This is a genomic window from Streptomyces shenzhenensis (genome assembly GCF_003688995.1).
Lineage (GTDB): Bacteria > Actinomycetota > Actinomycetes > Streptomycetales > Streptomycetaceae > Streptomyces > Streptomyces shenzhenensis_A.
In genome coordinates this window covers 133,609-156,273 of the sequence record NZ_PENI01000024.1, presented here as the reverse complement: position 1 = coordinate 156,273, position 22,665 = coordinate 133,609, and the positions used below count along the sequence as shown (strand labels likewise).

General features: G+C 72.5%; 19 protein-coding genes and 1 riboswitch. Of the genes, 9 read left to right on the top strand and 10 right to left on the bottom strand.

The features are described 5' to 3' along the window. Positions 1-686 (top strand): thiamine pyrophosphate-dependent enzyme (locus tag CTZ28_RS31230; RefSeq protein WP_259471901.1); only part of this gene is annotated, 686 nt, incomplete at its 5' end. 161 nt (positions 687-847) lie between these two features. Here CTZ28_RS31230 and CTZ28_RS31225 read toward each other — a convergent pair. Beyond that, positions 848-1,279 (bottom strand): winged helix-turn-helix transcriptional regulator, encoded by a 432-nt coding sequence (locus CTZ28_RS31225; RefSeq protein WP_183154675.1) that lies wholly within the window; start codon positions 1,277-1,279, stop codon positions 848-850. A 91-nt stretch (positions 1,280-1,370) separates the two neighbouring features. On the opposite strand from CTZ28_RS31225, the gene CTZ28_RS31220 reads away from it, so the two are divergent. From CTZ28_RS31220 to CTZ28_RS31210, 3 genes are all read left to right on the top strand, one after another. Continuing rightward, positions 1,371-2,225: an SDR family oxidoreductase gene (locus tag CTZ28_RS31220; protein WP_121893066.1), complete on the top strand. Its 855-nt coding sequence runs from the start codon at positions 1,371-1,373 to the stop codon at positions 2,223-2,225. Between the two features lie 138 nt (positions 2,226-2,363). Next, on the top strand, positions 2,364-3,383 hold the full coding sequence (gene rarD, locus CTZ28_RS31215; RefSeq protein WP_121893065.1) for an EamA family transporter RarD: 1,020 nt from the start codon (positions 2,364-2,366) through the stop codon (positions 3,381-3,383). Positions 3,384-3,503: 120 nt separating this feature from the next. Further along, complete coding sequence (locus CTZ28_RS31210; RefSeq protein WP_121893064.1) at positions 3,504-3,980, top strand: VOC family protein; 477 nt, start codon at positions 3,504-3,506, stop codon at positions 3,978-3,980. A 121-nt stretch (positions 3,981-4,101) separates the two neighbouring features. On the opposite strand, the gene CTZ28_RS31205 is transcribed toward CTZ28_RS31210, so the two are convergent. Beyond that, a complete protein-coding gene (locus tag CTZ28_RS31205) occupies positions 4,102-5,529 on the bottom strand; it encodes a tetratricopeptide repeat protein (protein ID WP_121893063.1) in 1,428 nt (475 codons plus the stop codon). 218 nt (positions 5,530-5,747) lie between these two features. Between CTZ28_RS31205 and CTZ28_RS31200 the strand changes: the two genes are divergently transcribed. Beyond that, positions 5,748-6,386: a flavodoxin family protein gene (locus CTZ28_RS31200; protein ID WP_121893062.1), complete on the top strand. Its 639-nt coding sequence runs from the start codon at positions 5,748-5,750 to the stop codon at positions 6,384-6,386. Here CTZ28_RS31200 and CTZ28_RS31195 read toward each other — a convergent pair. The 4 genes from CTZ28_RS31195 to CTZ28_RS31180 form a co-directional block, all read right to left on the bottom strand. Beyond that, positions 6,376-7,296: an ABC transporter permease gene (locus CTZ28_RS31195; RefSeq protein WP_121893061.1), complete on the bottom strand. Its 921-nt coding sequence runs from the start codon at positions 7,294-7,296 to the stop codon at positions 6,376-6,378. The two genes, CTZ28_RS31200 and CTZ28_RS31195, sit on opposite strands and share 11 nt — an antisense overlap. Beyond that, a complete protein-coding gene (locus CTZ28_RS31190) occupies positions 7,283-8,269 on the bottom strand; it encodes an ABC transporter ATP-binding protein (RefSeq protein WP_121893060.1) in 987 nt (328 codons plus the stop codon). The genes CTZ28_RS31195 and CTZ28_RS31190 overlap by 14 nt, the downstream gene beginning before the upstream one ends. Positions 8,270-8,302: 33 nt before the next feature. After that, positions 8,303-9,502: a LolA family protein gene (locus CTZ28_RS31185; protein WP_121893059.1), complete on the bottom strand. Its 1,200-nt coding sequence runs from the start codon at positions 9,500-9,502 to the stop codon at positions 8,303-8,305. A gap of 443 nt (positions 9,503-9,945) precedes the next feature. After that, complete coding sequence (locus CTZ28_RS31180) at positions 9,946-10,956, bottom strand: polyprenyl synthetase family protein (protein WP_121893058.1); 1,011 nt, start codon at positions 10,954-10,956, stop codon at positions 9,946-9,948. A gap of 236 nt (positions 10,957-11,192) precedes the next feature. On the opposite strand from CTZ28_RS31180, the gene CTZ28_RS31175 reads away from it, so the two are divergent. Continuing rightward, positions 11,193-13,298 (top strand): CocE/NonD family hydrolase, encoded by a 2,106-nt coding sequence (locus tag CTZ28_RS31175; protein WP_121893057.1) that lies wholly within the window; start codon positions 11,193-11,195, stop codon positions 13,296-13,298. 297 nt (positions 13,299-13,595) lie between these two features. Next, positions 13,596-13,780: riboswitch (cyclic di-AMP (ydaO/yuaA leader) on the top strand. Between the two features lie 3 nt (positions 13,781-13,783). Next, the gene (locus CTZ28_RS31170; protein ID WP_121893056.1) at positions 13,784-14,275 is read left to right on the top strand and encodes a transglycosylase SLT domain-containing protein; all 492 of its coding nucleotides are present in this window, start codon (positions 13,784-13,786) and stop codon (positions 14,273-14,275) included. Here CTZ28_RS31170 and CTZ28_RS31165 read toward each other — a convergent pair. The 3 genes from CTZ28_RS31165 to CTZ28_RS31155 all read right to left on the bottom strand — a co-directional run bounded on the left by CTZ28_RS31165 (position 14,269) and on the right by CTZ28_RS31155 (position 17,875). Next, entirely contained in the window at positions 14,269-15,090 is an 822-nt protein-coding gene (locus tag CTZ28_RS31165) for an HAD family hydrolase (RefSeq protein ID WP_121893055.1), read from the bottom strand. The genes CTZ28_RS31170 and CTZ28_RS31165 overlap by 7 nt on opposite strands. Before the next feature lie 315 nt (positions 15,091-15,405). Next, complete coding sequence (locus CTZ28_RS31160; protein ID WP_121893054.1) at positions 15,406-16,602, bottom strand: NAD(P)-binding domain-containing protein; 1,197 nt, start codon at positions 16,600-16,602, stop codon at positions 15,406-15,408. Positions 16,603-16,627: 25 nt separating this feature from the next. Beyond that, entirely contained in the window at positions 16,628-17,875 is a 1,248-nt protein-coding gene (locus CTZ28_RS31155) for a carboxylate--amine ligase (protein WP_121893080.1), read from the bottom strand. A gap of 235 nt (positions 17,876-18,110) precedes the next feature. Here CTZ28_RS31155 and fahA point away from each other — a divergent pair, with 235 nt between their 5' ends. Next, positions 18,111-19,331 carry a fumarylacetoacetase gene (gene fahA, locus CTZ28_RS31150; protein WP_121893079.1) on the top strand — a complete coding sequence of 407 codons (1,221 nt, stop codon included), beginning with the start codon at positions 18,111-18,113 and terminating at the stop codon, positions 19,329-19,331. Positions 19,332-19,620: 289 nt separating this feature from the next. Continuing rightward, positions 19,621-20,559 carry a M56 family metallopeptidase gene (locus CTZ28_RS31145; protein WP_121893053.1) on the top strand — a complete coding sequence of 313 codons (939 nt, stop codon included), beginning with the start codon at positions 19,621-19,623 and terminating at the stop codon, positions 20,557-20,559. Between the two features lie 55 nt (positions 20,560-20,614). On the opposite strand, the gene recQ is transcribed toward CTZ28_RS31145, so the two are convergent. Continuing rightward, positions 20,615-22,627: a DNA helicase RecQ gene (gene recQ, locus CTZ28_RS31140; RefSeq protein ID WP_121893052.1), complete on the bottom strand. Its 2,013-nt coding sequence runs from the start codon at positions 22,625-22,627 to the stop codon at positions 20,615-20,617. Positions 22,628-22,665 lie beyond the last annotated feature (38 nt).

Here is a 22,665-nt window from a genome sequence, read left to right as displayed (position 1 = left end):
GCAACGTCAACCTGAAGATCCTCCTCTTCAACAACCGCATCTACGGCCTTACCAAAGGCCAGTACTCGCCCACCTCCGAAGTCGGCAAGATCACCAAGTCGACACCGATGGGCTCCCTCGACGCGCCGTTCAACCCCGTCTCGCTCGCGCTCGGCGCGGAGGCGTCGTTCGTGGCCCGGACCATCGACTCCGACCGCAAGCACCTCACCGGTGTGCTGCGGGAGGCCGCGGCCCACCCGGGGACCGCGCTGGTGGAGATCTACCAGAACTGCAACATCTTCAACGACGGCGCCTTCGACGCGCTCAAGGACCAGCGCAGCGCCCAGGAGGCGGTGATCCGGCTGGAGCACGGGCAGCCGGTCCGGTTCGGCCCCGACGGCAGCCGGGGTGTGGTGCGCGACCCGCTCACCGGCGATCTGGAGATCGTCACCGTGACGCCCGGCAACGAGGAGCGCATCCTCGTCCACGACGCCCACGCGGCCTCGCCGGCCACGGCTTTCGCCCTGTCCCGGCTGGCCGACCCGGACACCCTGCACCACACGCCGATCGGCGTCCTGCGCAGCGTCGAGCGTCCGGTGTACGAGACGCAGATGGCCGACCAGCTCGACGCGGCCGTCGAGCAGCACGGCAAGGGGGACCTCGCGGCCCTGCTCGCCGGCAACGACACCTGGACCGTCATCGGCTGACCGTCGACCGGTCGGCTCGCATCCGCCGTGGGGCGACCGGACCGGCGAGGCCGGTGTCCGCTCGGCACGGCGGGGCCCGGACGCACCACCGCGTCCGGGCCCTCGTCATGTCACGCACGGGCGGCCCGAACCACGCGTCCGGGCCGCCCGAGCCGCCCAGGTCAGGCGCGCGGGTCGTCCTGCGTGGCGGCGCCCAGGGCACGCTTCGCCGCGTCGTACCTCTCCCGGGCCTCCCCCACCTCCCCCATCCGCGCCTCGGTCCACAGCGCCAGCGCCCGCACCTGCTCGGCCACCTCACGGCCCAGCGCGGTGAGCGAGTAGTCGACCCGGGGCGGGATCACCGGCTTGGCGTCGCGGTGCACGAACCCGTCGCGTTCCAGGGTCTGGAGGGTCTGGGTGAGCATCTTCTCGCTGACGCCCCGGCCGAAGCGTCCGACCGCCCGGCGCAGCTCGCTGAAGCGGTGGGGGCGGTCCAGCAGCTCGATCAGGATCAGGACGCCCCAGCGGCTGGTGACATGTTCGAGGACGAGCCGGTGGGGGCACATCGCCTCGCCGGTGTCGCGGGCCGTCTTCTCCACAGCGCTAACTCCCATGCAAGTACCTTACTTCAAAGTGGGTACTTTCCCTGAGTTAGCGCTACTCCTAGGGTTAGCGACAGTCGCACCCCACTAGGAGTTCTGAATCATGAGCATCGTCGTCACCGGAGCCACCGGGCACCTCGGCCGTCACGTCGTGGACCAGTTGCTGGAGAAGGTCCCGGCCGAGCAGATCACCGCCGTCGTGCGCGACGAGGCGAAGGCCGCCGACTTCGCGGCGCGCGGCGTGCGGATCGCCGTGGCCGACTACAACACGCCCGAGACCTTCGACGGCCTCTTCGCCGCCGGCGACCGGGTGCTGCTGATCTCCGGCAACGAGTTCGACAAGGGCCGGGTCCAGCAGCACACCGTCGTCATCGACGCCGCCAAGGCGGCCGGCGTCGCCCTGCTCGCCTACACCAGCGCCCCCGGCAGCCTGACGGCCGCCCTCGCCGACGACCACCGGGCCACCGAGAAGGCGCTGCTCGCCTCCGGTCTGCCCTACACGCTGCTGCGCAACGGCTGGTACCACGAGAACTACACCGAGAACCTCGCCCCGGTGCTGGCGCACGACGCCGTGGTCGCGGCGGCGGGCGAGGGCCGGATCTCCTCGGCCTCGCGTGCCGACTACGCGGCCGCCGCCGTCGCCGTCCTCACCGGCGAGGGGCACGAGAACCAGACGTACGAGCTGGGCGGCGACGAGGCGTGGAGCCTCGCCGAGTACGCGGCCGAGCTGAGCAGGCAGACCGGCAAGGAGATCGCCTACAACTCCGTGCCGGGCGAGACCATGCAGGGCATTCTGACCGGCGCCGGGGTGCCCGAGGCGATGGCCGCGATCCTGGTCGGCGTGGACGCGTCGATCGCCGAGGGCGAGCTGGTCGTCTCCACCGGCGATCTGTCCCGGCTGGCCGGACGGACGACCACCCCGCTCGCGGAGGTCGTCACCGCCGCGCTCAAGGGCTGACCCGCCCGACCCGGAGCCTCGGCGCCACACACCCCTGCCTGTCATGACCGTATGGCGATACGGCAATGACAGGCAGGGGCGTGCGGCGCTACCTTCGTGCAGGCGAACGCGCGCGCGAGGACATGAGAGGGAGGGCCCGTGGCCGTCGAGTCGAGGGGTGAACGGCGGACAGGACTGCTGAACGGCCTCGCCGCGTACGGGATGTGGGGGCTCGTCCCGCTGTTCTGGCCGCTGCTGAAGCCCGCCGGAGCGGTGGAGATCCTCGCCCACCGGATGGTGTGGTCCCTGGTCTTCGTGGGCGTGCTGCTGCTCGCCGTACGGCGCTGGGCCTGGGTCGGGGAGCTGCTGCGCCAGCCGCTCCGGCTCGCGCTGATCACGGTCGCGGCCGCGGTGATCACGGTCAACTGGGGTGTCTACATCTGGGCCGTGAACGCCGGGCATGTGGTCGAGGCCTCCCTCGGGTACTTCATCAATCCCCTGGTCACCATCGCGATGGGCGTGCTGATCCTGAAGGAACGGCTGCGGCCCACGCAGTGGGTGGCCGTCGGGGTCGGCTTCGCCGCGGTGGTCGTGCTGACCGTCGGCTACGGCCACCCGCCGTGGATCTCCCTGAGCCTCGCCCTCTCCTTCGCCGTCTACGGGCTGGTGAAGAAGAAGGTCAACCTCGGCGGCATCGAGTCACTGGCCGCCGAGACCGCGGTCCAGTTCCTGCCCGCGCTCGGCTATCTGCTGTGGCTGACCGCGCACGGCGACTCCACGTTCACCGGTGGCGGCGCCGGGCACGCCGCCCTGCTCGCCGCCACCGGTGTGGTGACCGCGCTCCCGCTCGTCTGCTTCGGCGCGGCGGCGATCCGCGTGCCCCTGTCGACGCTGGGGCTGCTGCAGTATCTGGCGCCCGTCTTCCAGTTCCTGCTGGGCGTCCTCTACTTCGACGAGGCCATGCCGCCCGAGCGCTGGGCCGGGTTCGCGCTGGTGTGGCTGGCGCTGTCGCTGCTGACCTGGGACGCCCTGCGCACCGCCCGTCGCGCGGCCCGCACGCTCGCCGACGCGGGCACCGTGCCCGGCAGGACCATGACCACCGGCACGGCGAGCGCCGCCCGCAAGGCGGAGAGCCTCGCCTCGGGACCGGAGCCGGATCCGGAGGCCGCCAGGCCGTAGACCGCGGTCACGGCCGGGAACCCGACGCCGACTGGAACAGGACGGACCGGTGAAACGCGCCGTCCGGCTCGTGGTCAGCGACGGGCCGGGCTGTCAGAGGTGTCGGATATAAGTGGCGGTATGACGCAGACACCCGCACCAGGGCCCGTCCCGCTGCACTGGAAACTGGTCGTCGACGCCGCCGATCCGCATGCGCAGGCCGACTTCTGGGCCGCCGCGCTGCACTACGAGGTCGAGGACAACAGCGCGCTCGTCGAGCGGCTGCTGGGGCTCGGCGCGCTGCCCGGCGCGGCCACCGTCGAGCACCACGGCCGCCCCGCCTTCCGTGACCTGATCGCCGTACGGCATCCCGACGACCCGTACGACCAGGACAGCGGCACCGGGCTGGGACGGCGGCTGCTGTTCCAGCGGGTCCCGGAGCCGAAGGCCGGCAAGAACCGGCTCCACATCGACGTGCACGCGCCCGCGGGCGGACGCGATGACGACGTCGGACGGCTGGAGCGGCTCGGTGCGCAGGTGCTGCGGCGGGTGCGGGAGAACGGCGGGGAGTGGGTGGTGATGACGGACCCGGAGGGCAACGAGTTCTGCGTGCAGTGACGGCGGCGGCGGATTCCGCTGCGGTTCGGCAGCGCCCTGAAGGGGCGCGGGGAACTGCGAGGCCGGCCACGATGGTGCCGCGGACGACCGACGGCACCTCGCGGCATTTCCAGCGGAGCGCTCAACCGGCCGCCCGGGCCGCGCGTTCGGTCAGGCGGACCATGCGGGCGCGGGCGGACTCCAGTTCCTCGATGTCGTCGGCCGCCGGACCCTCCTCGGCGGTGAGTTCCGTCCACAGGGCGATCAGGTCCCGGCCGAGGCTGAGCCCCTGCTCCGGATCGCGTACGGCACGCCAGGCCGCCGCCGCGCTCTGGACGTTGCCGTAGGCCGCCTCGGCGTCCCGGCCGCTGCGGCGGAGCCGGGCGAGGTCCAGCGACAGCTGGAAGGCGTGCAGCGGATCACCGGACAGGTAGGCGATGTAGGCGGTCAGTTCGCGCAGCCTGAGCACGTCGGGGTGGTCGGGTCCCAGGTCGGCGGCGGCCGTCTCGACCGTACGCTTCGCCAACTCGGCCGCCGCGTCGATCCGCCCCGCCCTGACGGCCTCGTTGATCCGCGCGGTCGGCTCCCCGAGCGCGGCCCCGCCGTCGTCCCCGTCCCCCAGCACGGCCTCGGCCACGGCATCGAACCCCCGGGCCGGCGTGGGCCTGGGGTCGGGATCGGTGCCGGCGGGGAAGTCGGCGACGAGCGGTCGGGGGGCGCGGGGTGGCTCGGGAACGGGGAGCACGGTGGTGGGGGCCGCCCCCGAAACAGCCGCCTGGGCCACCCAGTCCGGCGCGGAGCCGGTCGTACCGTCCGCCCCGGGCGTGCCGGCAGGCCTCGGCACCGCGACCGGGATCGGCCCGGTGGACCGCGGCGGCTCGGCGGGGCGGGGCGGGTCCGTGGGGCAGGCCGGGGTGGCCGGGCGGGCCGGGGTGACGGGCATGACCGGGGGCGGCCCGAAGACACCGGTGGGGGGCTGGACCGTGCCCGGGGCGACGCCGGTCACCGGGCGCGGTGCGAACGTGGCCGCAGGCTCCGCGTGCGGCGTCGGCTCCGGCACCGGCCGAGGCGGGAACGCCGGCGCCACGTCCCGCGCCGGCTCGACGACGGGGCGCAGGGAGGGGGTGGGCCTGTCGCGGTACGGCGCCGGTTCGGCGGCGGCAGCGGCGGAGTCATGACCGGAGCCCGCGGAGGAGCCGTCGGCCTGCTCCCCCGGAGTCCCCGGCTCCCCGGCCGCCCCCGGCTTCCCCGATGCCTTCGCCGTCGCTTTCGGAGTCAACCTCGCGGGGTCGCCGGTGAAGTGGCTGGCGCCGTTGGTGTCCACCTGGAGGGGGACCACATAGCCGATCCGGGTGTCGTGGATCGCCGCCTGTACGGGGTGGCCGAGCGTGCGGGCCAGACGCTGGAGGTGGTCCAGGACGGCATGCTGGATCTCCCGGCCGGGTGGCGCGGCGAGCGGAACGCCGTCGACCGTCGCCTCGCCCGTGGCGGAGACGCGGACGTCCACCCGTGCCGCCGGATCCACACCGCGTCCTTCGTCCCGCTTCTCCTCGCGGCTGAGTCGAGACATCGGTCCCCTCACTCCCCCGGCGTCACGATCCGGTCGTACTCATGCGTGCTGTCGAGTGTCGCCGCTCGCCACCGCTCCCAGGTCACCGCGACGTCACAGACTCGCACCAGGAACTCCCCCGGCTCCGCAGCACACTCCGCACCCTCGACGAAAGATGCTTGCGCGTGCATATAATGCGCGAGCTTGTATTCCTCGCACGCCGATCATCTGGGGGACCGATGACCCGTCGTTTCCTGTTCGTGCTGGGCAGTACCCGTCCCGACGGCAACACCGAACTGCTGGCCCGCAGGGCCGCCGCGCAGCTGTCCGCGGACGTCGAACAGGAGTGGATCCGTCTGATCGACGACCCACTGCCCGAGTTCTCCGACCTGCGCCACGACAGCGACCATGTGCGGCCGCCCTCCGACACCGCCGCGGGCCGGCTCCTGGACGCCACGCTCGCCGCCACGGACATCGTGATCGCCTCACCGCTGTACTGGTACGCGGTGTCCGGCCCGGTCAAGCGCTACCTGGACCACTGGTCGGGCTGGCTGCGCACCCCGGGCGTCGGCTTCGAGGCGACCCTGGCCGGCCGCACGCTCTGGGGCGTCACCGCGCTCGCGCACCGCGAACCCGGCGTCGCCGCCCCGCTGGTCGGCACGCTCACCAACTCGGCCGCGTACCTGAAGATGCGGTTCGGCGGCGTCCTGCTCGGCAACGGCAGCGCGCCCGGCGACGTGCTCCAGGACTCGGCGGCGCTGGCGCGCGCGAAGACCTTCTTCGCGCAGGAGGCGCCGCTGGCGCGCTTCCCGCACGAGACGGGCGCGGCCGTCCGGCAGCCGCCCCGGCCCCGGGAGGAGGGCGCCCTTACGCGGTGATGTCCTTCGTCGTGAACCGCGCCCAGGCCGCCGAGCCGAACACCACCGCGTACAGCGCCTGCAGCCCCAGGTTCTTGACCAGGTCGTCCCAGTAGACCGGGTCGCGCATCAGGTCGGCGAAGGACAGCCAGTAGTGCGAGAAGAAGTACGGCTGGAGCGCGTGCAGTTGCGGTATCTGGTCGAGGATCTGCACGGTGATCAGCAGCCCCACCGTGGTGGCCATCGCCGCGATCCCGCTGTTGGTCAGAGTGGAGACGAACAGACCGAGGGCGGCGACACCGATCAGCGACGCGGCCACGACCAGGGCGATCAGCAGCGCACGCGCCAGACCCTCGGCGAAGCTGATCCGTGTGCCGGAGATGGTCGTCAGATCGCCCAGCGGGAACAGCAGCGCCCCGACGGCCAGCGCCGAGACCGCCACCACCAGCGTGGCGACCAGGCAGAACGCCATCGTCGTCGCGTACTTGGTGAGCAGCAGCCGGGTGCGGCCCGCCGGGGCGACCAGGAGATAGCGCAGGGTCCCGGCGTTGGCCTCGCCGGCGACCGCGTCGCCCGCGACGACCCCGATCGCCATCGGCAGGAAGAACGGGAGCGTCGCGGCCAGCGCGGTGAACACCAGGAACAGGCCGTTGTTGGTGATCTGCGCGATGAACGCCGGCCCCTCGCCGCCGCCACCGCCGCCGGCCGACGAGCCGTCCCGCGTCTCGATCCTGACCGCGATCCCGACCAGGACCGGCACCGCCGCCAGCACGCCCAGCAGCGCGAGCGTGCGCCAGCGCCGGAAGGTGGTGACCAGTTCGCTGCGGAGAAACCCGAAGGTCCACAACGGGCTCGGGGCGCGTCCGGCCCCGGGTCCCGCCGTCGGCGCCGCGGCTGCGGCCTCGCCCGCCCCGGCGTCAACCTGTGACATCGAAGCCCTCTCCGGTCAGTGCCACGAACGCGTCCTCCAGCGATGCCCGCTCGACCCCGAAGCCGCGGACGCGGACTCCGGCCGACACCAGCGCGGCGTTCAGGTCGGCGAGTTCGCCCTCCGGGGGCTCCGCGGTGACCCGGTCCTCGGCGACCACGACGTCGCCCACGCCCCGCTCCTTCAGCACCCGGGCCGCGTCCCCGGTGTCCGGCGTGGTCACGACCAGCCGGCCGCGCGCCCCGGCGGCCAGGTCCGCCACCGCGCCCTGGGTGATGAGCCGGCCCTGCACCATCACCGCCGCGTGGGTGCACACCTGCTCGATCTCGTCGAGGAGATGGGAGGAGAGGAAGACGGTCGTGCCGTCGGACGCCAACTCCCTGACCAGGGAGCGGATCTCGCGCATGCCCTGCGGGTCGAGCCCGTTGGTCGGCTCGTCCAGGACGAGGAGCCTGCGCGGCTGGAGCAGCGCGGCGGCCAGCCCGAGGCGCTGTTTCATGCCCAGCGAGTACGCCCGTGCCTTCTTGCCCGCGGCGGCGGCCAGGCCGACCCGGTCCAGCGCGGCGGCGACCCGGGCGTGCCGGGTGCGCGGGTCGGCGGTCGGATCCGCGGCGTCGTAGCGTGTGAGGTTGTCCCGGCCGGAGAGGAAGCCGTACAGGGCGGGGCCCTCGATGAGCGCGCCCACGTGCGGCAGCACCGCGCGCGCCGAGCGGGGCATGGGCCGCCCGAGTACCCGCGCGGTGCCGGAGGTGGGCTCGATGAGCCCCATCAGCATGCGGATGGTGGTGGTCTTGCCGGAGCCGTTCGGACCGAGGAAGCCGAAGACGCTGCCCGCCGGGACGGTCAGGTCGAGACCGTCGACGGCGAGCTGTCCGCCGCGGTAGCGCTTGGTGAGGCCGCGGGTGTCGATGACGCCCTGTCCCGCGTCCTCCGGCTCCCGCGCCGTCGTTCGCCCCGTGGCGGACGGTTCGTCCATCGGCTCCCTCGATTCGTCGTGCCCGCAGGGTACTTACTGCCCCGAGTCCGCCGCCTTCACCAGGGCGTCCTTGGTCACGGCGCCGACGTAGACCGTGCCGTCGTCCGTGATCAGGGCGTTGACCAGCCGGGTGGAGAACACCGTGCCCTTGCCGAACTTGCCGCTCACCTGGTCGCCGAGCGAGCCGAGGAAGTCGCCCAGGTCGCCGCCGGCGGAACCGGACGGCAGGCCGCCCTTCTGACCGGTGTCGAAGGTGGCGATCGAGTTCCAGCCCTTGCCGAGCACCTCGTAGCCCTCGGCGCCCTGGGTTCCCTGGGCGAGGTCGTGGCCGGAGCGGGGCTCCGGTGCCTCGGCGGACTTGTCCTCCTCGGTGACCTTGGCGCCCTTCGGCGGGGTGAAGTCGAAGGTCGAGGCGGCCGGCTTGGCGAAGCTGACCTGGGTGAAGCCCGCGTCGAGGACCGCCGCGCCGCCGCTCGCCGGGGTCAGCGTGAACTTCAGCGGCATGCCGGTCTTCGCGTCCACCGCGATGCTGATCGCGCCGACCGTGGTGCCGGACTGCTTCGGCTTGACGAGCAGCTTGTAGGCGTCCCGGCCGGCGACCCGCATGGTGCCGTCGACGGTCACGGACGTGGTGTCGTCGACGGACTTCAGGGCCTCGTCGGCGAAGTCCTTGGGCGTGGCCGGAGCCTCGTTCCCGTGCTCCGCGCCGTCCTGGGCCGCGGTGCCGTGGTAGACCTCGTTCGACTTGCTGTCGTAGCCCCAGACGTCCTTGCCGTTGTGGATGAGGCTGTACTCGGCCGCGCTCTCGATCAGCGACAGCTTCTGCCTGTCCGGGCCGTCGGCGGCGACGCGCAGGGTGTGCGTGCCGGAGACCAGCTCGGTGAGCTTGGACGTCGGGTCGGCCGAGGAGCCGTCGCCGGACGGGGCGACGCCCGAGGCCAGGCTGCTCTCCAGGCCGCCCAGGTTCGGCAGGCCCAGGTCGGTGCTGATCTTCACCGTGCCGGACAGCTGCTCGACGTCCGACTTGGCGATCTTCTCTATGAGCTGCTGTGCGGTGATCTTCGGCAGACTGGGGTCACCGGAGTCGGCGAGCGCCGGGACCAGCCCGATGGTCGCCGCCGTCACCCCTATGACCGCGACCGGGACGACGTACCGAGCGGCTTTGCGCCGGCCGGAGCGCAGTTCCTCGGTCTCCTCGGCACCCGAGTTGTCAGCGGATTCGTTCCGTGCCATGTGTGGCTTACCTCCGTCGTCGGCGGCGGCCTTCTACGCACCGATGCACCGGTCCCACCCTGAGCCGCCATTCTCACCCGAATCGGTGAGGAGTGGTGATTTCCGTGGCTTCCATCTGACCAAATCCGCCGAGCGAATGCGTCAACCCGCGGACTCAACTCCACGTACACCTCCGGTATGACACACGGAGGAGGAGCCTCCACCGACCCGTAGGGGTAAGGGCCGCTTCCCCGGCTGCTTCCCAGGTCAACGGGGTCGAAGGGGGTGGGGGTCGAGGGTGGAGCCGGGTCGGACCGCCGGCACGGGCGGCGGATCCGGCGGACGGCCCAGGTGCCGGGACCGGGGGCCGGTGGCGCGAGCGGTGGCGGGGCGGGGCGGGTCACCGTACCTGGTGACCGTCCCGCCCGGTAACTGTCCCGTCCGGTGGGCGTCCCGTCCGGTCGCTATCCCGCCCGGTGCACCACCGCGTCGCACAGCTCCAGCAGGGCCGTCTTCGCCTCGCACTCGGGCAGCGGGGCCAGCGCCGCCCGCGCCTCCTTCGCGTACCGCACGGTGTCCCGCCGGGCCTGCTCCAGTGCCGGGTGCGCCCGGAGGGCGGCCAGCGCCTGCGCGTGCCGGCCGTCGTCGGACAGGTCGGAGTCCAGCAGCTCGCACAGCGCGAGGTCCTCGGGCAGCCCCAGCCGCGCCGCCCGCTCCCGCAGCCGCAGCACGGGGAGCGTGGGGACGCCCTCCCGCAGGTCCGTACCCGGGGTCTTGCCGGACTCGTGGGAGTCCGACGCGATGTCCAGGACGTCATCGGCGAGCTGGAAGGCGACGCCCAGCCGCTCGCCGTACTGCGTGAGCACGTCCACGACCGTCTCGTCGGCGCCGGACATCATCGCCCCGAACCGGCACGACACCGCGACCAGCGAGCCCGTCTTGCCGGAGAGCACGTCCAGGTAGTGCTCGACCGGGTCCCGGCCGTCCGAGGGCCCGGCCGTCTCCAGGATCTGGCCGGTGACCAGCCTCTCGAACGCGACGGCCTGCACCCGCACCGCCTCGGGACCGAGGTCGGCGAGGATCTGCGAGGCGCGGGCGAACAGGAAGTCGCCGGTCAGGACCGCGACCGAGTTGCCCCAGCGGGTGTTCGCGCTGTCCACCCCGCGCCGTACGTCGGCCTCGTCCATCACGTCGTCGTGGTACAGCGTCGCCAGGTGGGTCAGCTCCACCACCACGGCCGACGGCACGATCCCGGGCGCGTACGGATCGCCGAACCGCGCGGCGAGCATCACGAGCAGCGGGCGGAACCGCTTGCCACCCGCCCGCACCAGGTGCTGCGCGGCCCCCGTGATGAAGGGCACCTCGCTCTTGGTGGCTTCGAGCAAGCCTTCCTCGACAGCCGCCAATCCGGCCTGGACATCGGCTTCGAGAGCCTGGTCCCGCACGCTCAGCCCGAACGGCCCGACGACGGTCACGAGGGGTCTCCTGTCTGCTGGTGTCTGCTGGCGATTACACGGTTTGTCGATAGGTCGTTGCCATCACTCAAGTCAGCGTATCCGGTCAGGTTTCGATCACCGATAGCGCCCACCGTCCAGCCCGGGCGGTATCGGAACACGACCGGTATGTTGCTGATCAGCTGATACAACCCGATATTCATCGACTCAAGGGGATGTGACACTTTTTGCCCCGCTAATGCCCCGGAACGCCGCCCATGCACATCCGTACGTCCTTCCCGCACGAAACCGCTCACACGGACCTCTGGATCCCCCTCGCCGACGGGACGCGGCTGTACGCGCGCGTGTGGCGCCCCCTGACGGACGGCCCCGTACCGGCCCTCCTCGAGTACGCCCCGGACCGCCTCACCGACCGGACCGCGCCGCGCGACGCCCAGCGGCACCCCTGGTACGCGGGGCACGGCTACGCCTCCGTCCGCGTGGACGCGCGGGGGTACGGCACCAGCGAGGGGGTGCCGACGGGCGCGGGCGCGACGGCAGAGGCAGCGGAGGCGGCGGACGGGGTGGAGGTCGTCGAGTGGCTGGCCGCGCAGCCGTGGTGCGACGGCAACGTGGGCGTGTTCGGCATCTCCCGGGGCGGCTCCGCCTCCCTCCGGATCGCGGCCCTCGCGCCCGAGCCGCTCAAGGCGGTCGTCGCGGTCTGCTGCGCCGACGGCCAGAACGAGAACGAAGGGCACGACCCCGGAGGTTCCGCCTTCGCGGCCCAGTTGCACGCGCGGTCCGCCGCGGCGCTCACCACCGCCGCACTCCCGCCCGACCCGCGGTACGCCGGCGACGCCTGGCAGGCCCTCTGGCCGACGCGCCTGGAGGCCCTGGCCCCCGCCCTCCACACCTGGCTCGCGCCCCGGAGCACCGGCGCACAAGGGGACGACAGCAAGGCCCCGTACGGGCACGCCGGCCCGCCCCCGGGCCCCGGTGCCGTCAAGGCGGCCGTGCTGGCGGTCGGCGGCTGGTACGGCCCGCACCACGACACTGTCCTCCGTCTGGTCGAACGCCTCCCCCGCGACCGTGTCCGCGGGCTGATCGGTCCCTGGTCGCACCATTACCCCGACCAGGACCTGTCACCCGGACCGGCGATCGGCTTCCTCCAGGAGACCCTGCGCTGGTGGGACCACTGGCTGAAGGGCGGCTCCCCGACCGGCACTTCCCACGACCCCCCGTCCGACGCCCTCCACGGTTCCGTGTCCGGCACTTCCCACGGCTCCGTCGGCACGCGACCGGTGATGTCCGAGCCGCTCCTGCGCGCATACGTCACCGGCTCCCGCCCGCCGGCCCCGGCCGGGGCCGGCTCCCCGGGCCGCTGGGTCGGCGAACCCGCCTGGCCTTCCCCCGACGTGACGAGCGTCGTGTACGAGCTCCGGGGCGACCCGGTCCTGGTGCGCTCGCCCCTGCACACCGGCGTGGACGCGGGCCGCTTCCGACCGGCCGGCGACGACGCCGATCTGCCGCTCGACCAGCGGGCCGAGGACGGGCGGTCCCTCTGCTTCGACTTCGAGGTGGCCGAGGAGACCTGGGTGCTGGGGCGGCCCAGGGCACAACTGCGGCTGATCCGCCCGGCGCCGCGGACGCAGCTGATCGCGCGGGTCTGCGACATCGCCCCGGACGGCGCGTCGGCCCTGGTCGCCCGGGGCGTGCTGGAACTGGCGGCACCGCCCGGCCGCGAGGGGCCGGCGCCCCGGACGCCGGGCGGCACGGCGGACGTGACCGTCGAACTGGGCGGCGTGGGCCACGTCTTCCCGGCCGGTCACCGCATCCGCCTCGCGGTCTCCTCCGCGTACTGGCCGTCGGTCTGGCCACGGCCGGAGTCGGCGGCGGGCTGCACGCTCGACCCGGTGGGCAGCTCGCTCGAACTGCCGGTGCGGGCCAGGACGTCGGACTCGGCCATCGTCTTCGGGGCACCCGAGCAGGCCGAGCCGCTGGGCGCGAGCGAGTCCGTCACGCTGGACGGACCGCGCCCGAGGCTGCTGGTGGTGCGGGACATCGCCGAGGACGAGTGGCGGGTGGAGGTCGCCCCGTGCGCCGCGGGCACGCGCGCGTACCCGGACGGTCTGGAGTGGACCGAGGACGCCCTGGAGACGTACACGATCACCGGGAACGACCCGCTGTCGGCCCGCGCCCGTTCCGACCGCTCGGTGCGGCTGCACCGCCCGGATCTGGCGTGGGACACGACGGTCCGGGTCCGTTCGGAAATCTCCTGTGACGTCGGCCACTTCGTCACCGTCGACGAGGTGGTCTGCACGGCGGGCAGCGAGGTGGTCTTCCACCGGACGTGGGAGAAGCGAATTCCACGGACCACGGAATGAAGTGACCGATTTGCCGCAATTGGCATCTCAATTCCTCTTGATGCCGAATGAACTTGAGTCACCGAGGAGAGTGACTTGGGTCACCCTTTACCGTCGCACGGCGCCTCGCTCATAGCCCCCACCACCCCTCCCCCGAAGTCCAGTTGAGGCTTGGCAATCGCAAAGGATCAAGCGGCGCATACGTCTCAATCGCATGTCAATCGGCATGATCTATGAACCCACCACTTGTTTCCGACATGTGCGGTCGCATAGCTTCCGGGCCAAGTCGGGTGGACGCCGAATCCTGCCGCCACCCGTCGTGACCCATCGACGAACCACATTTCGTACGGCAGGAGCGGGGGACCCAGGTAAGTCGCCGAACCGGACGGCCCAGCCGACCGGAACGGCTAGGGGTGAAGTCGAGTCGCCTTCCGGCGGCCCGGCCGGGCACCTCCCCCGCCCGAACCCGACAGCTCACCTCGCAGGCGCCGGAGAGGAACATCGCCATGTCTGCTGCCGCTCACCACCGCCGTACCCGCACCCACCGTCTCGTCCGCACCCTCGCCGTGGCCGGCACCGGCGCCACGCTGCTCGCCCTGCCGCTCCTCGGCGCAACCGGCGCCCACGCGGCCACCCCCGGGACCGCCGCGACGGTCGGCACGACGCTTGCCGGATATCCGAACAACCTCGACGGCTGGATCCGCGAGTCGCTCGCGATCATGGCGGAGAAGAACATCCCGGGTACCTACAACGGCATCCACCGCAACATCATGCGTGAGTCCTCGGGCAACCCGCGCGCCATCAACCTCTGGGACTCCAACGCCGCGAAGGGCATCCCGTCCAAGGGCCTGCTCCAGGTGATCGACCCGACGTTCAACGCCTACCACGTGGCAGGCACGTCGTACGACATCTACGACCCGGTCGCCAACATCACCGCCGCCTGCAACTACGCCGCCAAGCGCTACGGCTCGATCGACAACGTCAACGGCCCCTACTGACGCACCCCGTCGGGAAACAGTCTTTCGAGGACGACGGCCACGCCGTCGTCCTCGTTCGACAAGGTGATCTCGTCGGCCACCGCCTTGAGCTCGGGGTGGGCGCCGGCCATCGCCACCCCGTGGGCGGCCCAGTCGAACATCGGGATGTCGTTCGGCATGTCACCGAAGGCGACGGCCCGTTCCGGGGCCAGCCGCAGGTGCTCGGCGGCCAGCGCGAGACCGGTGGCCTTGGTGATGCCGCACGGCTGAAGCTCGACGGTCCCGGGCCCCGACATGGTGACGGTCGCCAGGGAGCCCACGACCAAGCGCGCCGTCGTCGCCAACTCGTCGTCGGACAGGGACGGGTGGCGCAGCAGCACCTTGCTGATGGGCGCGCACCACAGATCGTCGCGCCGCTCGACACGGACCGCGGGCAGGGTCGGATGCGGCATCAGATACCCGGGTTCGATGAGTGTGAGCCCGCGCACCCCGTCCTGGTCGACGGCCGCGTACGCCTGCCCCACCTCGGCCTCGATCTTGCCGAGCGCGGTCTCGGCCAACTCCCGGTCCAGGGTGACCGACCACAGCAGGCGGTCCGTGCCGGCGTCGTACAGCTGCGCGCCCTGGCCGCACACCGCGAGCCCCGTGCCGCCCAGGGTGTCGAGCAACGGCCGCACCCGTGGTGCCGGGCGCCCCGTGACCACCAGGTGCCGGGCGCCGGCCCGTGTCACGCGCGCGAGCGCGGCGAGGGACCGGTCGGAAAGGGTGTCGTCGCCACGCAGGAGCGTTCCGTCGAGGTCGGTGGCGACGAGTGAATACGCGGGAGGAACGGCCATGATCAGAGAATACGGACAGCCGGCCGCTCCGACTCACCCCTCTTTCCAGCCCCTTGTGTTCCTCTTGCCCCGGCCGCCCGGCCAAAACCCGGCTGTCAATGGTGGGCATCAGGTTGTGTTCACTGCCTGGAGCGCTTCCCGGCCGAGCTGAGACCCGAGGTCCACGCCTGAGCTCCGAGGACCCGGCCGGCGCCCCGCTGTACGTCGAGGAGGTCGAGCGGCTCGGCCTGTGGTTCGACGGGGAATCCGGGGACGACCCGGATGACGACGAGGCGCTCGCCCGGTGCGGCGCGCTCGTCCGGTGCCGTGCGGGTCTCAGCCGTGTGCCGCCACCAGGTGTTTCGTCAGCCGCGGCGAGGCGAACCCGGTGCCGCACACGAAGCGCATCACCGGGCCGTAGGAGGCCGCGGCGGGCAGGCCGGTGAAGTAGAGGCCGGGGACCGAGGAGACATAGCCCGGGCCGAGTTTCGGAGTGCCCCGGCTGACGGCGAGCCGGGAGCGGATTCCGTGGCCGAGAAAGCCCATCGCGCCGATGTCGACGCGATAGCCGGTCGCCGCGATGACATGGTCGGCCGGCAGCCGGCCGGTGGCTCCCGTGCGGGTGCGGACCGTGAGGACCGGTGTGCCGTCGGGGGCCTCCGCGCCCATGACGCGGTCGATCTCCTCGACCCGCACCTTGCCCTCGAAACGGTCGCGCAGCCACCAGGCGCCGAGCGGGCCGAGCACCCGGCGGGCCAGGTAGTGCCGGGTGTGAGCGGGGAGGTAGCGGTAGGGGTGGGGGTAGTGGCTGAGGGCCCACAGCGACCAGGCCCGGCCGAACGGCGACTCGGGGCGCAGCCGCGGCTGATGCCACGGCGGGGCGCCGAACCCGACGCGGCGCCGCGCGACCACGCGCACGCGTGCGCCCGCCTCGGCCGCCAGCGCCGCGGTCTCCAGCGCGGACTGCCCGGCCCCGACGACGATCAGCTCCTTCCCGGCGAACCGGGTGAGGTCGTGGTGCTGCGAGCTGTGCGACACCGGGCCCGTCGGGGCGGGTCCGTCCGCCGCTGCGGCGGCCAGTTCCGGGGGCAGATGGGACAGGCCCGACAGTCCCGTGGCGACCACCACCGCGCGGGCCGGGAACAACTCACCCGATTCCAGCTCGACTTCGAAGCCGCCGCCCGGGTGCCGGCCGACCGAGACGACCCGGACCCGCTCCAGGTCGGGCACCAGCTCCCGCTGGAACCACTCGCCGTAGGAGGTGAACGTCTCGACGGGGATGATGTCCTCGTCGGTCGCCAGCCGGGGTATGCCCGCCGCGGCGCAGTAGTCGGCCAGGGTGTGGCCGGGCTGCGGGGCGCCGATGGTGGACGCGGCCGGGGTCGACTTGAGGAGCATCCCGGCAGGCATGTGGCCGCGCCAGCTCACCATGGGGTCGCCGAAGACGCGCACGGGGATCCCGCGCGCCTTGATGTGGGCGGCGGTGGACAGGCCGAAGGGGCCGGCACCGATGACTGCTACCGGTTGGATCACGAAGTCCCTCCCCAGGACATGGCGCCTACTTCATGGCGGTGGTGGTGCCGCCGCGGCGGTTGGTCCGCCACAGCCGATAGAGGTGCTTCGCGCCGGGCCGCACGAAGCGCGCGAGCATCGTGAGGAACGGCAGCGGGTCGTCACCCGCGAACCAGGCCAGCTCCGTCCCGCTCGGGCGGTGCGGCGCGTGCGGCGTCGTGTAGCCGCTGCGGCGGTAGGCGAGGAGGGCGGGCAGGTCGATGTTCTCCACGACGTACCGGTGACCGGCGCGCTGCTCCCCCGCCGGTACCGGACGGCCGGTCAGGTCCAGGTGCAGGGCGCGTACGACGTCCACCCCCGACCCGCTCTCGAAGAGCCGGAACTGGGCGCCCATGCGGGGGTTGAAGTCGAGGAGCTTGTACCGTCCGTCGCGCCGGTCGAAGCGCAGGTCGAGGTCGACGATGCCGCTGAAGCCGATCTGTTGGATGAAACGTGCGGCCAGGTCCGCGAGTTCCGGGTTGTCGACGACGTACGCGTTCGCCGTCATGCCCGCGTGCGGCGGCCACGAGCGCACCTTGACGCCCGTGAACAGGGCGAGCGGCGTCGAGTCCGCGGCGAAGCAGGCGTGCACGATCCAGTCCTCGGCCTCCTCGCGCGGCAGGTACTCCTGGAGGACGACGCCGGGGCGCTCGCCCCAGTCACGCGCAAGGGTGAGCAGACCGGCTCGGGTGGCGATCTTCGTGGTGCCGTTCACGGCGGGCCGTGTCCGCCGTACGAACGCCTCGCGGTTCTTGGCCACCACCGGGAAGCGGGCCTTCTCGGCGAACTCCACGATGTCGTCGTACGACCGCGGGAAGGCCGCCACCGGGCTGGGCACGCCGTGCGCCGCGCACAGTTCGTGCAGCCCCTGCTTGCTGGCCAGCCGGCGGGGCAGGCCGGGCTCGACGCGCGGGAAGAGGAACCGGTCCGCGAGCGCGTCCTGATGCTCGGCGATCAGGACGGCCGCCTCCTCGTCGGTGGGGATGAGGACGGCGGGCCGGCCGATGCGCCGGCCGACCCGCAGCAGGCCCTCCACCAGGTAGGCGGGTTCCTCCGCGCCGCTCGTCGGCCAGACGAAGGCGCGCTCCAGATAGCGGGAGCAGGCCGCGGGCGTGTAACGGTCCTCGGTGATCGCATACATCGGGACGCCCAGCCGGCCCAGGCTGCGGATCGCCCCGACGCCACCGTGGTGCAAGGGATAGTCACCGAACTTGACGATCAGGCCGGGCACTTCACGGTCCGCCCGGAAAGGCACGCGCACGGCATTCCTGGCCACGGGTCCCCCCACGTGTCCCCTACGGACCGGATCCACCCCGCCTGTGTCCCCTCAAAGGACACTAAGCCGGAATTGCGCTCTCCGACAACAGGGCCTATCCGGACATGGCGAACTCTTCAGACACTGCCCGAGGAGGGCACCTCACCCGTAACGTGTGCCGCGACCCATGGAACGCATGGCCAGGTACGGCACGGATGAGAGCGAGGCAGCACCCATGCCCCCCTTCGACGTCCCCGAGGGCGATCCTTTCGGCCCGCACAACCTTCCGTACGGCGTGTTCTCGCCCGCCGGCAGCCAGGAGCGGCGGGTCGGCGTCCGGCTCGGCGACCACGTGCTCGATGCGGGCGCCGCGGCCGCCGCGCTCGGTTCGCCGTATGTCTCCCTGCTCGCGCGGCCCACCCTCGGCCCGCTGCTCGCGGCGGGCCGCACGGCCTGGTCGGACGTGCGGCGCGCGCTGACGGCGTGGCTGACGGTCCCCGCGCACCGGGAGACGATCGAACCGCTCTTCCACCCCCTGTCGTCGGTGACGCTGCACCTCCCCTTCGAGGTCGCCGACTACGTCGACTTCTACTCCTCCGAACACCACGCCCGGAACGCCGGCCAGATCTTCCGCCCCGACGCCGCGGACCCGCTGCCCCCGAACTGGAAGCACCTGCCGATCGGCTACCACGGCCGCTCCGGCACGGTCGTGGTCTCCGGCACCGATGTCGTGCGGCCGTCGGGCCAGCGCAAGGGCCCCGCCGACCCGGCACCGGTCTTCGGCCCCTCGGTCCGGCTGGACATCGAGGCCGAGGTCGGTTTCGTGGTCGGGGTGCCGTCCGCGCAGGGCGAGCCGGTGGCGCTCGGCGATTTCCGGGAGCACGTCTTCGGGCTGTGCCTCCTCAACGACTGGTCCGCGCGCGACATCCAGGCCTGGGAGTACGTCCCCCTCGGCCCGTTCCTCGGCAAGTCCTTCGCCACCTCCGTGTCGGCGTGGATCACCCCGCTTGAGGCCCTGGAGGACGCCCGGGTGGCACCGCCGCCGCGCACCCACCCCCTGCTGCCCTATCTCGACGACTCCGGCTCCGGCGACGAGCCCGGCGGCTACGACCTGCGGATCACCGTCGCCGTCAACGGTCACGTGGTGTCCGAGCCGCCGTTCTCCACCATGTACTGGACCGCCGCGCAGCAGCTGGCGCACCTGACGGTGAACGGCGCCTCGCTGCGCACCGGCGACCTGTACGGGTCGGGAACGGTGAGCGGGCCGGAACCGGACCAGCGCGGCTCGCTCCTCGAACTGACCTGGAACGGCCGGGATCCGCTCGAACTCCCCGACGGCAAGCGGGCCTTCCTGGAGGACGGGGACATGGTCACGCTCTCGGCGTGGGCGCCGGGCCCCGGCGGGGTCCGGGTGGGACTGGGCGACGTCACCGGCCGGGTGGTCGCGCGCGCCTGACCTTGCGCGTCCGACGCGGGCATCCGGCCCGCGCTGCACCCGATACCGACGGTCCCGGCCCGCCGGTCGGCGGCGAGGTCGTCAGCGGCCGGGCAGGCGGCCACGGAGCGGCGGCGGCCGGGCGGGGGCCGGACCGAGGCAGGCGCGAGCCCGGTTCGGCCTCGACTCCTTACTCCTGCCGCCTGTCCCCGTCATACTGGCGGAAGAGCCACCGCGCCGTCCGACGCACCGATTCCCGCGCACCATTCAACACCCGCCCTTTCTCCGACCAGGAACCGGAGCCCCCGGCATGACCGTCTGCCTGCTCCTGCTGAGCGTCGTCGCCGTGACGTCGGCCGTGCCGGCGCCCCGCGCGCTGACCCGGGCCGCCTGGCCCGAGCGGGAACCCGTGGTCGCGCTGTGGGTGTGGCAGTGCCTGGTCGCCACCGTGCTGCTGTGCTGCCTGACCGCGCTGACCCTGGGTGCCGCCGCCGTCTTCCACACCGTGCGCGACCACGTCTTCGCGCCCGCTCCGCCGGCCGTCACCGCCGCCTACGACCTCTCCACCGCCCCGGTCTGGGCCGTCGCCCTCACCGTGCTGCTGGCCTGCGGTGCCGCGTGGACGACGGCGATGCTCGCCCGCGAGCTGGTCGAAGCACGCAGGCACCGCGGCCAGACCCGCGCTCACCTGCGCGAACGCGCCCCCGACCTGCCGGCGGGGCTGCCCATGGCGCGCGGCCCCATGCTGGTGCTGGAGGACGAGTACCCCGACGCCTGGTGGATGCCGGGCCATCCGCCGCAGCTGGTGGTCACCACCGGGGCGCTGCACCGGCTCACCGACCACCAGCTGGACGCCGTCCTCACCCATGAGCGCGGCCACGCCCGCGCCCACCACGACTGGCTGCTGCACCTGTCCACCGCGCTGGCCACCGGTTTCCCCCGGGTCCCGCTGTTCGCCCACTTCTGCGACCAGACCCACCGGCTGGTCGAGCTGGCCGCCGACGACACGGCGTCGCGCCGCTGCGGCCACCTCACCACGGCCCTCGCCCTGATCGAGCTGAACCAGCACCGCGGCGTCCTGTCCTGCGCCTCCAGCCGACGCCTGCTGGGCGAGCGCGTGGACCGCCTGCTGGAGCCCCCGCCCCGGCTGCTGCGCAGGCACCGGGCTCTGACGACGACAGTGGCCGCGCTGGTGCCCCTGCTGCCGCTGCTGATCACCTTCGCCCCGGGGCTGACGGCGCTGTCCTGACGCTTCCCCGGGCCATGGCTGGAACCGTGGCCCGGGCAGCACCTCCGGTGCCGGCCTAGAACCAGTCGTCCGGTTCGGGCTCGGCGTCCTGGTCGGGCCAGCCGTCGTCGTCCGTCGCCGCACCGCCCGCCGGGGCCGGGACGGCGGCGGAGGGTGCGGTGGCGGTCGGGTCGGCCGCGGCCGGGGCATCGAGTGCGGACAGCACCCCGATCACGCCCTCCCCGTACGTCGCCAGCTTCTTCTCGCCGACGCCGCTCACCGTGCCGAGGTCCCGCACCGAGCCGGGCCAGCTGGTGACGATCTCCCGCAGGGTCGCGTCATGGAAGATGACATAGGCCGGAACGCCCTGCTCACGGGCCTGTTCGGCGCGCCAGGCACGCAGCGCCTCGAAGGCGGGGAGCAGTTCGTCGGGCAGCTCGGCCGCGGCAGCCCTGGACTTGCGGTCGCCCCGGCCGGACGAGGAGGACGTCGTGCGCGCGGCGGCCTGCTTCTTCGGTTCCTTGCGCAGCGGCACCTCACGGTCGCCCCGCAGCACCGAACCGCTCGCCTCGGACAGCGCCAGCGTGCCGTACTCCCCCTCGACCGCGAGCAGCCCCTGGGCCAGCAGCTGCCGGACGACACCCCGCCACTCGCCCTCGGTCAGATCCTCTCCGATGCCGAAGACGGACAGCTGATCGTGGTCGAACTGGATCACCTTCGCCGTGCGCTTGCCGAGCAGGATGTCCACGATCTGCACCGCGCCGAACTTCTGCCCGCGCTCCCGCTGCAGCCGCACGATGGTCGACAGCACCTTCTGCGCGGCGACCGTGCCGTCCCAGGTCTCGGGCGGGGTGCGACAGGTGTCGCAGTTGCCGCAGCCCGCCGCATCGGGGTCCTGGCCGAAGTAGGCGAGCAGCTGGCCGCGGCGGCAGGTGGCCGTCTCGCACAGCGCGAGCATCGAGTCCAGATGGGCGGCGGCCCGGCGGCGGAACGCCTCGTCGCCCTCGCCGGACTGGATCAGCTTGCGCTGCTGTATGACGTCGTTGAGCCCGTAGGCCATCCAGGCCGTGGAGGGGAGTCCGTCGCGGCCCGCGCGGCCCGTCTCCTGGTAGTAGCCCTCGATGGACTTGGGCAGGTCGAGATGGGCGACGAACCGCACGTCCGGCTTGTCGATGCCCATGCCGAAGGCGATGGTCGCCACCACGACCAGGCCGTCCTCCCGCAGGAACCGGGACTGGTGCGCCGCGCGCATGCCCGCGTCCAGGCCCGCGTGGTAGGGCACCGCCTCGATGCCGTTGCGGCTCAGGAACTCCGCCGTCTTCTCGACCGAGTTGCGCGACAGGCAGTACACGATGCCCGCGTCCCCGGCGTGCTCCTCGCGCAGGTAGGCGAGCAGCTGCTTCTTCGGGTCGGCCTTGGGCACGATCCGGTACTGAATGTTGGGCCGGTCGAAGCTGGCCACGAAGTGCCGGGCCGACGGCATGTTCAGCCGGCGGGTGATCTCCTCGTGGGTTGCGCGCGTGGCCGTCGCGGTCAGCGCGATCCGCGGGACGTCCGGCCAGCGCTCGCCGAGCAGGGACAGGGCGAGGTAGTCGGGCCGGAAGTCGTGGCCCCACTGGGACACACAGTGCGCCTCGTCGATCGCGAAGACGGAGATCTTGCCGCGGGAGAGCAGGTCGAGGGTGGAGTCCAGGCGCAGCCGCTCCGGGGCGAGATAGAGCAGGTCAAGCTCGCCCGCCAGGAACTCCGCCTCGACCATGCGGCGCTCGTCGAAGTCCTGGGTCGAGTTGACGAACCCGGCGCGCACGCCGAGCGCGCGCAGCGCGTCCACCTGGTCCTGCATCAGTGCGATGAGCGGCGAGACCACGACGCCCGTACCGGGTCTGACCAGGGCCGGGATCTGGTAGCACAGCGACTTGCCGCCGCCGGTCGGCATGAGGACGACCGCATCGCCGCCCGCCACCACATGCTCGATGATCTCTTCCTGCTCGCCCCGGAATGCGTCGTATCCGAAGATCCGGTGCAGCGTGGCCAGCGCCTCGCTCTCGGTCACCCCTGGCATCTCGTCGATCCCGCCCGTCCCACCCATCGCCGTGTCCCCCGTACGTCGTCCCTCGACCACTGCCT

Bases quoted from the DNA above. Each gene is read 5' to 3' on its own strand.
- CTZ28_RS31220 (WP_121893066.1), top strand. From the start codon at position 1,371: ATGAGCATCGTCGTCACCGGAGCCACCGGGCACCTCGGCCGTCACGTC.
- CTZ28_RS31200 (WP_121893062.1), top strand. From the start codon at position 5,748: ATGACCCGTCGTTTCCTGTTCGTGCTGGGCAGTACCCGTCCCGACGGC.
- CTZ28_RS31205 (WP_121893063.1), bottom strand. From the start codon at position 5,529: ATGTCTCGACTCAGCCGCGAGGAGAAGCGGGACGAAGGACGCGGTGTG.
- CTZ28_RS31145 (WP_121893053.1), top strand. From the start codon at position 19,621: ATGACCGTCTGCCTGCTCCTGCTGAGCGTCGTCGCCGTGACGTCGGCC.
- CTZ28_RS31195 (WP_121893061.1), bottom strand. From the start codon at position 7,296: ATGTCACAGGTTGACGCCGGGGCGGGCGAGGCCGCAGCCGCGGCGCCG.
- CTZ28_RS31165 (WP_121893055.1), bottom strand. From the start codon at position 15,090: ATGGCCGTTCCTCCCGCGTATTCACTCGTCGCCACCGACCTCGACGGA.
- CTZ28_RS31225 (WP_183154675.1), bottom strand. From the start codon at position 1,279: ATGGGAGTTAGCGCTGTGGAGAAGACGGCCCGCGACACCGGCGAGGCG.
- recQ (WP_121893052.1), bottom strand. From the start codon at position 22,627: ATGGGTGGGACGGGCGGGATCGACGAGATGCCAGGGGTGACCGAGAGC.
- CTZ28_RS31210 (WP_121893064.1), top strand. From the start codon at position 3,504: ATGACGCAGACACCCGCACCAGGGCCCGTCCCGCTGCACTGGAAACTG.
- CTZ28_RS31170 (WP_121893056.1), top strand. From the start codon at position 13,784: ATGTCTGCTGCCGCTCACCACCGCCGTACCCGCACCCACCGTCTCGTC.
- CTZ28_RS31175 (WP_121893057.1), top strand. From the start codon at position 11,193: ATGCACATCCGTACGTCCTTCCCGCACGAAACCGCTCACACGGACCTC.
- fahA (WP_121893079.1), top strand. From the start codon at position 18,111: ATGCCCCCCTTCGACGTCCCCGAGGGCGATCCTTTCGGCCCGCACAAC.
- CTZ28_RS31185 (WP_121893059.1), bottom strand. From the start codon at position 9,502: ATGGCACGGAACGAATCCGCTGACAACTCGGGTGCCGAGGAGACCGAG.
- CTZ28_RS31190 (WP_121893060.1), bottom strand. From the start codon at position 8,269: ATGGACGAACCGTCCGCCACGGGGCGAACGACGGCGCGGGAGCCGGAG.